The sequence below is a fragment of the Phyllobacterium sp. genome (assembly GCF_037994405.1).
In the GTDB taxonomy this organism is placed as follows: Bacteria; Pseudomonadota; Alphaproteobacteria; order Rhizobiales; family Rhizobiaceae; genus Phyllobacterium.
In genome coordinates, this window is sequence record NZ_JBBNAN010000162.1 from 1 (window position 1) to 7,293 (window position 7,293).

8 protein-coding genes are annotated in these 7,293 nt (G+C 54.4%); 6 read left to right on the forward strand and 2 right to left on the reverse strand.

The annotated features are described in order from the left end of the window. Nucleotides 1–17: 17 nt before the first annotated feature. A complete protein-coding gene (locus AAAC48_RS09590) occupies nucleotides 18–404 on the reverse strand; it encodes a cytochrome c family protein (protein WP_340653960.1) in 387 nt (128 codons plus the stop codon). Between the two features lie 539 nt (nucleotides 405–943). On the opposite strand from AAAC48_RS09590, the gene AAAC48_RS09595 reads away from it, so the two are divergent. The 5 genes from AAAC48_RS09595 (at nucleotide 944) to AAAC48_RS09615 (ending at nucleotide 5,361) form a co-directional block, all read left to right on the forward strand. After that, nucleotides 944–1,930: an ABC transporter substrate-binding protein gene (locus tag AAAC48_RS09595; RefSeq protein WP_340653961.1), complete on the forward strand. Its 987-nt coding sequence runs from the start codon at nucleotides 944–946 to the stop codon at nucleotides 1,928–1,930. An 84-nt stretch (nucleotides 1,931–2,014) separates the two neighbouring features. Beyond that, nucleotides 2,015–2,749 carry an ABC transporter permease gene (locus tag AAAC48_RS09600; RefSeq protein WP_340653967.1) on the forward strand — a complete coding sequence of 245 codons (735 nt, stop codon included), beginning with the start codon at nucleotides 2,015–2,017 and terminating at the stop codon, nucleotides 2,747–2,749. Continuing rightward, nucleotides 2,709–3,467 (forward strand): ATP-binding cassette domain-containing protein, encoded by a 759-nt coding sequence (locus AAAC48_RS09605; RefSeq protein ID WP_340653962.1) that lies wholly within the window; start codon nucleotides 2,709–2,711, stop codon nucleotides 3,465–3,467. Before AAAC48_RS09600 ends, AAAC48_RS09605 begins: the two co-directional genes overlap by 41 nt. Further along, complete coding sequence (locus AAAC48_RS09610) at nucleotides 3,464–4,423, forward strand: quinoprotein relay system zinc metallohydrolase 2 (protein WP_340653963.1); 960 nt, start codon at nucleotides 3,464–3,466, stop codon at nucleotides 4,421–4,423. Before AAAC48_RS09605 ends, AAAC48_RS09610 begins: the two co-directional genes overlap by 4 nt. A gap of 83 nt (nucleotides 4,424–4,506) precedes the next feature. Beyond that, complete coding sequence (locus AAAC48_RS09615; protein ID WP_340653964.1) at nucleotides 4,507–5,361, forward strand: quinoprotein dehydrogenase-associated SoxYZ-like carrier; 855 nt, start codon at nucleotides 4,507–4,509, stop codon at nucleotides 5,359–5,361. 19 nt (nucleotides 5,362–5,380) lie between these two features. Here the strand turns inward: AAAC48_RS09615 and AAAC48_RS09620 are convergent, their stop codons facing one another. Further along, nucleotides 5,381–5,731, reverse strand: a complete 351-nt coding sequence (locus AAAC48_RS09620; protein ID WP_340653965.1) for a hypothetical protein — start codon at nucleotides 5,729–5,731, stop codon at nucleotides 5,381–5,383. A gap of 454 nt (nucleotides 5,732–6,185) precedes the next feature. On the opposite strand from AAAC48_RS09620, the gene AAAC48_RS09625 reads away from it, so the two are divergent. Next, on the forward strand, nucleotides 6,186–7,293 hold a 1,108-nt coding region (locus AAAC48_RS09625), incomplete at its 3' end, for a PQQ-dependent dehydrogenase, methanol/ethanol family (RefSeq protein WP_340653966.1).

Sequence of the window (7,293 nt, forward strand, 5' to 3'; positions counted from 1 at the left end):
CCGGCGGCATAGAGCGGTTATTTTGAATATTGCTTCAGATAGGCTTCGAGATTGGAAATCTCGGTATCATCCTTGATCCCGGGGAAAGCCATTTTCGTGCCTTTCACCTTTGCTTTTGGATCGTGCAAATAATCACGCAGGCTAGCTGTGTCCCAGACGAGACCAGATTTGCCGGCTTCTACCATTGCAGGCGAATAACTGAAGCCTGGGTGTGTACCGGCCGTTCTCCCAAACAGGCCGTTCAAAGAAGGACCGACCTTGTTTTTGTCGGTATCTGCCACGTGGCAGACCGCACATTTCTTGAAGACCGTAGCGCCCGCCGTGGCATCGCCCTCCTGGGCGCGTGCGCCGGTAACAGAAAGAAGGGCAACTGACACAGTGACCATCAGCATAGAATATCGCATGGCATTTCCTCATGTTCGCCAAGGGTGCCCTGGACGAAGACCGGCACCTATTCGGTGTCCATTATGTTTAGAATGCTTCCAGAAAGTTACCTGTCGCGCCTGATAAGTCAATCGGTTGGGCGAAGAAATTGCGGCGCGCCGATGACTGATGTTTTCGGGAGCGCTGCGATTGACGCCGAAGGATCAGAACCGTAATTATAGCCTATGTTTCTCATCGGGCACCTTGAGAAATCCAACGACCGCCGCTGATCCTGTTGTCGTGACTGGGATTTGGCAGAAGATTGGAGGTGCCGGTATGGATGTCATCGATCTCGTCTTGACCATCTGTCTTGTATCGAACCCGTCGAGCTGCCGGGAAGAACGCCTGCATTTTGAAAACAGGGGAAATCTCCTCAATTGCATGTTCCTGGCACCGGCTGAGATTGCAAAGTGGACCGAGGAACACCCCAAGCTTCGCGTTACACGCTGGAAATGCACTTACCCTACTAAAGAGCTGACGCTATAAGTTCGCGACGCGGCAGTATGTCTGGGAGGACATAGTGATCGGAATACATCATCGTCTTTTCGGCTTTGTTTCGTTGCTTGTGGTCGTGCTCGGCTGCTTCGCGGCCTCGAATAGCTTCGCCGCACAAACCATTCGCGTGGGCGTTCTGAAATTCGGCACCGTGAACTGGGAACTCGATACAATCAAGCACCATAGGCTCGACGAAAAACATGGCGTGAATGTCGAAGTGCGCTTCTTTGCCGGTGAGGATGCAACCAATGTCGCGATGATGGCCGGAGACGTTGATATCATCGTGAGTGACTGGCTTTGGGTGTCCCGGCAACGCGCCTCGGGTGAGGATCTGACCTTCGTACCCTATTCCAGTTCGGTCGGTGCTTTGATGGTTCGCGATGGCTCTCCTATCGAGAGCCTTTCGGATCTTAAGGGCAAAAAGGTTGGCGTCGCCGGCGGACCGCTCGACAAGAGTTGGCTGCTCCTGCAGGGCCTCGCCAAACAGCAATTATCGCTTGATCTAGCGGCGCAGAACGAGATCATCTATGGCGCGCCGCCATTGCTCGCCGAAAAGGCACAGCAGGGTGAAATCGATGCAGTTCTGAATTTCTGGAATTATTGCGCGAGACTGGAAGCCAAGGGCTTTCACCGCCTGATAGGTACAAGCGATGCCGCGAAGGCTCTCGGCGCCGCCGGTACAACGTCCGCCATTGGCTACATCTTCCATGAGAAATGGGCAGATGCGCATCCGGAAGCGATTGCCGGCTTTATCAAAGCCAGTCGTGACGCCAAGGCCCTCCTTGGCGATTCCGACCAGGAATGGCAGCGTCTGGCGCCAGTGATAAAGGCCGAGGGCCGTGAGCTCGATGTGCTGCGCGACCGCTACCGGGAAGGCATTCCAGCGCGGACGATCGACGCAGAACAGGGCGATGCGGAAAAGCTCTACGCTGTCCTTGCCAAACTCGGCGGTGAGCGCCTGGTCGGTCCCGGAAAGGCATTGACCCCCGGCACCTTCTGGAAGGAGGACTAAATGGGAATGGCCTCCACCGAACAACAACAGACTGGCAAGTTTGCTGTGAACGGAACGAAACAACGGCGATGGACTTCGTCTGTGATGGTTGTGGTGTCTGTCATCGTAATTATTATCGTGTGGCACGCAGGGGCCACGCTATGGCCGAGCCGGTCCTTTCCGGCGCCATTGCTTGTCTTGCAGACATTCCTCAGAGAGGCCGCGAGCGGCGATCTACCCTATCATCTGGCAATCACCCTGTGGCGCGTTGCGGCGTCTTTTTTCATCGCGATGTTCGTTGGCTCGGTGATTGGCGTCCTGCTTGGCAGCCATCGACGCGCCGACCAGTTCTTCAATCCATGGGTTATTCTTTTCCTCAACATACCCGCCCTCGTGATCATCGTACTCGCTTATATCTGGTTTGGATTGAACGAGGCCGCAGCGATCGGTGCTGTCGCGGTCAACAAGATCCCCAATGTAGTCGTCACCATGCGCGAAGGAGCACGAGCACTTGATCCCCGCTATGCCGAAATGGCCAGTGTCTACCGCTTCAGGGCGCTTGATCGTTTGCGGCATATCCTCCTTCCACAGTTGCAGCCCTACATCGCCGCAGCTTCCCGCTCCGGCGTTTCACTGATCTGGAAGATCGTGCTTGTCGTTGAGTTGCTCGGCAGATCGGACGGCATAGGTTTCCAGATCAACCTGTTTTTCCAGCTTTTCGATGTTGCAGCGATCCTTGCTTACACCTTGGCCTTTGTCGCTGTGATGCTTTTCGTAGAACTTGTCGTGGTGCAGCCTCTTGAACACACATCCACTCGCTGGCGCCGCCGCGCTGCTTAAGGTCAATATCGAGGAAAAATCGTTCCGCTCATCGAATGGTGGCGCGATTGATGTGCTGAATAACCTGCGTTTCGAGGTCAGGCAGAACGAGTTTGCCTGTATCCTTGGTCCCTCCGGATGTGGCAAGACCACGACGCTTCGCATCCTGCTTGGGCTTGATCAGGACTATCAGGGCTCTATTCAACTGCCGGGCAATTCGAACGCGCGCATGGGCGCCGTGTTTCAGGAGCCGATGCTCCTGCCATGGCGAACGGTCGAGCAGAATGTGCGGCTGGCATTGCCGAAGGATTTGCGGGGTGCAAATCTCGATTCGCTATTCAGTCAGCTAGGCCTTTCGAAGATGCGCACATTCTATCCGGCTGAGCTTTCGCTCGGTCTTGCCCGCAGAGCCGCAATTGCGCGAGCGCTGGCAATTGAACCAGATATCCTTTTGCTGGATGAGCCCTTTGTTTCGCTGGATGAGTCAACCGCACAGCAGCTGCGTTATCTGCTTTTGTCAGTCTGGTCGGAGCGTCCAACAACAGCCTTGATGGTGACGCACAATCTGCAAGAGGCTATCATGCTGTCTGACCGCATCATAGTGCTCTCAGACCGTCCTGCGCATGTGGTCGGGACCTTCGATATTCGCCTGCCGCGTCAATATCGGAATGAACAGGTCAAAGCGGATTTATTGCGGTCGTTCAACGAGAAATTCGCCGGCACAAGGAACGAAACATGAGCCTGCCAACACGGCGCAGCGTCCTCAAGACCGGGGCCTTCTTCGTGTGTTGTGGAGTGGCCCATATCCGCTTGGCGCGGGCGCAATCGGCTCACGCTACGGTTTTGCCCGTTAAAGAGATTGCGGAAGGTGTGTTCGCCTTTGCCGGCGCGGCAGAAATGATGACCGACAAGAATGAGGGTGAGATTTGCAATGTCAGTTTTGTTGTCGGTGCAGAGGCGGTTGCCGTGATCGACAGTGGCGGTAGCGCCGCCGAGGGCAGGGAACTGATTGCAGCCATTCGCGCGACGACGGACAAGCCAATTCGTTATCTTATCAACACGCATATGCATCCTGATCACATATTCGGCAATGCCGCGTTTGGCGAAACCGGCGCAATCATCGTCGGACATCACAATTTGCCGCGCGCCCTTGCAAGCCGTGGTGACTATTATCTGCAAAGCTACCGCGAGAGCTTGGGCGCCACTTTGATGGCGGACATCAAGATTGTGCCTCCAACCAAACTGGTAGAGGGCGAGGAGCAACTGGACCTCGGTAATAGAAAACTCACGCTGCGGGCCTGGAAACCTGCCCATACGGACAACGATCTGACTGTTTTCGATCAGCAGTCCGGGACTTTTTTCACCGGCGATCTTTGTTTCATAGACCACCTTCCGACGATGGATGGTTCTCTTCGCGGCTGGATCGCACAACTGGATAATCTGAAGGCCATCGCCGCGACACGAGCGGTCCCGGGACATGGCCCTGTGCCGTCAAATTGGCCAGCAGCGCTTGAGCCGCAGCAACGCTACTTTGAAATCCTGGCGCGCGACATCCGCAAGGCGATCGCCGATGGCGTGCCGATGGCAGAAGCGGTCAAGAATGCGGCCCAAGGCGAGCGGGGGAACTGGGATCTATTCGAAGAATATAACGAGCGCAACGCCACGGCTGCTTTCGCTGAGCTTGAGTGGGAATGATCGTGCGGTTTGCAAGATCATCTCGCAAGGTGATATACTGTCTGTTGGCCGGGCACCGCCAATTTTCTTGGTGGAGGCAAAACATGACGTTTGTTTCAATAAACCGACGCAGCCGGATTGTTGCGATTGTCCTTCTGACACTGCTTGGAACCGCGGTTTCCTTCACTGCGGCTGCGCAAGGCACGAGCGCTCCGGAAAGCACTACCTGGAACAGTTTGAAAGGCGACGTGTTTGGTCAGAAGACGATCGAACCCGCCGATGATATTATCTCCATCGAAGCTCCGAAGCGGGCTGAAGACGCGGCCATCGTACCCGTTGATCTGCATTTCAAAACTGACGCAAAGACCGGCCGGCTTAAGGCCGTGACGCTGATAGTCGATGAAAATCCGTCGCCCGTCGCCGCCGTGTTCACATTCGGTAAAGATGCCGGTGTAACCCATCTCGCGACACGGCTTCGGATCAATGCCTATTCCTATGTCAGGGCGATAGCAGAGACGGAAGACGGCAAGCTCCACATGACGCAAACATTCGTCAAGGCTTCAGGGGGATGCTCAGCGCCAGCGATGAAAAATCAGGACGAGGCGATGGCGTCCCTCGGAAAAATGAAGCTGCGGGTATTTCCATCCAATGCGCCGGGCACCGAGCCCATGACGCGCGCCACAGAAATGCAATTGATGATCCGCCATCCCAACAATTCCGGCCTGCAGATGGATCAGATCACGCGCTATTATATTCCTGCGCACTTCATTCAGGGGCTTACCGTTTCGCAAGGCGATCGCCTGATCATGTCCATGGAAGGCGGGATATCGATCTCGGAGGATCCGAACTTCCGCTTTGATTTCGATGCCAAGCCCGGTGAGGACGTCAAGGTTGAGGCGGCGGACACCAAAGGCAAGAAATTCCAGGACGAATGGCCACTGCAATCGTCCAGTTTATAAGGCCAAGAGCTAACTCAACTTAGAAGCAACGGATATCGGCTTCAGCTTGCGCCCGCTTAAGTTCGGCCGTTGCAGCCTTCGCCGGAGCGCTTTCGCGAAACAGCGCGCCATTCTCTCCGGAGACCAGTCCCATCTGCTTGAATGTTTCGGCAGCTTCGTAGCGGGGGTAGCTGACTATCGAAGCAATCACATCGATCGAACAGGAGCAGCGTTGAAGCATATCGCGGTTTTCGCCATTGGCTTTCATGCACCCATAGACGTATTCGGCAAGGGTGGACGTGGGGTAATCTGACGCAGCCTTTGCCGGCAAACTGCACGCAATTGCTGCAGTTGCTAACAGCGCAAGTTTCGTGAATTTTCGCGTGACCATCGCATACCTCGCTTTCATTGCCATGAAATATACAATTTTCAAGTAGATGGCAAAAAATAATATTGGTTGGAAAGAATTAATGCTTGTTCAAGTATCAAATTGTGTGACGTGGCGATTACGCAGAATATGTCAATTGAATTGATTGCTTACTGCAATGCAAAAGATACGTATTGCACTGCAGCAAATATAAATTGATAAACGTGCTTGCCTAATGCAATTGTTTCTCCTATCGTCCATTTGTTTCCGGCTTCAAGGACGTTACCGTCAAGGGAGTGGTGACAGTCTTCGTAGGCCAAGCGGGGTGGGCAGTAACGGTGCCCTCTGCACGCCTTGGCTTAGGTCGTGACACGCTGCCGGAAATACTTCCCCATTTGCGTGAGCTAATGGAGCGAGCCCGCTACTGAAAACGGCTTCGTCCGATGGTTCATAAATGTGAACTTAGGGAGGACTCAAAATGCGTGTACACAAGAATCTCATAGGAATTGCATTGGCTACGACGGCCATGTCGCTCTCATTGGCGGGAGGAGCATTTGCCAATGACGACCTGCAGAGCCTGGCATCTGATTCCAAGAACTGGGCGATGCAAACTGGCGATTACGCCAATACCCGATATTCAAAGCTCAAAAAGATCACCAAGGACAATGTCAAGAACCTACAGGTTGCCTGGACGTTCTCGACAGGCGTATTGCGCGGCCATGAAGGGGGCCCGCTCGTGATCGGCGATGTGATGTATGTCCATGCCCCGTATCCCAATACGGTCTATGCGCTTGATCTGAACAATGATGGCAAGATCCTTTGGAAGTACGAGCCCAGACAGGATCCAAATGTTATCCCCATCATGTGCTGCGATACCGTAAATCGTGGTGTTGCCTACGGGGATGGCAAGATATTCCTCTATCAGGCTGATACGACACTCGTTGCGCTTGATGCCAAGACCGGCAAGGTCGAGTGGTCCGTCAAGAACGGTGATGCGGCAGACGGCAGCAAGGGTGAATCCGGAACATCCGCACCTGTGGTTGTGAAGGACAAGGTTCTTGTTGGTGTTTCTGGCGGTGAGTTCGGCGTCCGCGGGCATTTGACGGCCTATAACATCAAGGACGGCAAGCAGGCTTGGCGTGCATGGTCAATGGGTTCTGACAAGGATACTTTGATCGATCCGGAGAAAACCACCCAGCTTGGCAAGCCAGTTGGACCCGACTCCGGCACCAATACCTGGGAAGGCGAGCAGTGGAAAGTCGGCGGTGGAACGACCTGGGGCTGGTACTCATATGATCCCAAGCTGAATCTCATCTATTACGGCACGGGTAATCCATCGACGTGGAATCCGAACCAGCGTCCCGGTGACAACAAATGGTCCATGACCATCATGGCACGCGATGCTGATACCGGCATGGCAAAATGGCTCTATCAGATGACCCCACATGATGAGTGGGATTATGACGGCGTCAACGAGATGATCCTCGCAGATGGTATCAAAATCGATGGCAAGGATCGCGATGTTCTCGTCCACTTCGATCGTAACGGCTTCGCCTACACTATGGATCGTGCAACCGGCGAATTGC

Bases quoted from the DNA above. Each gene is read 5' to 3' on its own strand.
- AAAC48_RS09590 (WP_340653960.1), bottom strand. From the start codon at position 404: ATGCGATATTCTATGCTGATGGTCACTGTGTCAGTTGCCCTTCTTTCT.
- AAAC48_RS09600 (WP_340653967.1), top strand. From the start codon at position 2,015: ATGGTTGTGGTGTCTGTCATCGTAATTATTATCGTGTGGCACGCAGGG.
- AAAC48_RS09610 (WP_340653963.1), top strand. From the start codon at position 3,464: ATGAGCCTGCCAACACGGCGCAGCGTCCTCAAGACCGGGGCCTTCTTC.
- AAAC48_RS09615 (WP_340653964.1), top strand. From the start codon at position 4,507: ATGACGTTTGTTTCAATAAACCGACGCAGCCGGATTGTTGCGATTGTC.
- AAAC48_RS09620 (WP_340653965.1), bottom strand. From the start codon at position 5,731: ATGGTCACGCGAAAATTCACGAAACTTGCGCTGTTAGCAACTGCAGCA.